1 protein-coding gene is annotated in these 737 nt (G+C 64.0%); it reads right to left on the bottom strand.

Annotated elements, in window-relative coordinates:
• On the bottom strand, positions 1-694 hold a 694-nt coding region (locus tag HP546_RS30790; protein WP_172233795.1), incomplete at its 3' end, for an FAD-dependent oxidoreductase.
• Positions 695-737: the final 43 nt, after the last annotated feature.

Raw genomic sequence — 737 nt, 5'->3', positions numbered from 1 at the left:
CGTCGCTGCTGCCGTCGTTGTTCTTCAGGCGCGCACCGGTCACGCCCATGTTGTCACCGAGCACTTCGTCCAGGGTGGCATTGAGCTTGAGCTCGATCTTGCCTTCGGCGACACGGGCGTTCAGCTTGTCGACCAGGATCTTCTCGGCGCGGAACGTTTCGCGACGGTGCACCAGGGTCACCTTGCTGGCGATGTTGGCCAGGTACAGCGCCTCTTCCACCGCAGTGTTGCCGCCGCCCACTACCGCCACCGGCTTGTTGCGGTAGAAGAAGCCGTCACAGGTGGCACAGGCCGAAACACCCTTGCCCATGAACGCCTCTTCCGAAGGCAGGCCAAGGTAGCGGGCGCTGGCGCCAGTGGCGATGATCAGCGCGTCGCAGGTGTACGTGCCGCTGTCACCTTGCAGGGTGAACGGCTTGTTGGCCAGGTCGACGGCGTTGATGTGGTCGAAGACGATTTCGGTTTCAAAGCGCTCGGCGTGCTCTTGCATACGCTGCATCAGGGCCGGGCCAGTCAGGCCGTGGGGGTCGCCCGGCCAGTTGTCGACTTCGGTTGTGGTGGTCAGCTGGCCACCCGCCTGCATGCCGGTGATCAGCAGCGGCTTGAGGTTGGCACGGGCGGCATACACCGCAGCGCTGTAACCGGCAGGGCCGGAACCCAGAATGATGACGCGCGAATGACGTACTTCAGACATGTCGAACTCCTGTCGAGCGGGCCGCAGGGCCGGCATCGGTGTA

This window comes from Pseudomonas sp. CM25 (genome assembly GCF_013179705.1).
Taxonomy (GTDB): domain Bacteria; phylum Pseudomonadota; class Gammaproteobacteria; order Pseudomonadales; family Pseudomonadaceae; genus Aquipseudomonas.
The sequence above is the reverse complement of the archived record's forward strand: the minus strand, read 5'-3'. Positions and strand labels throughout refer to the sequence as shown.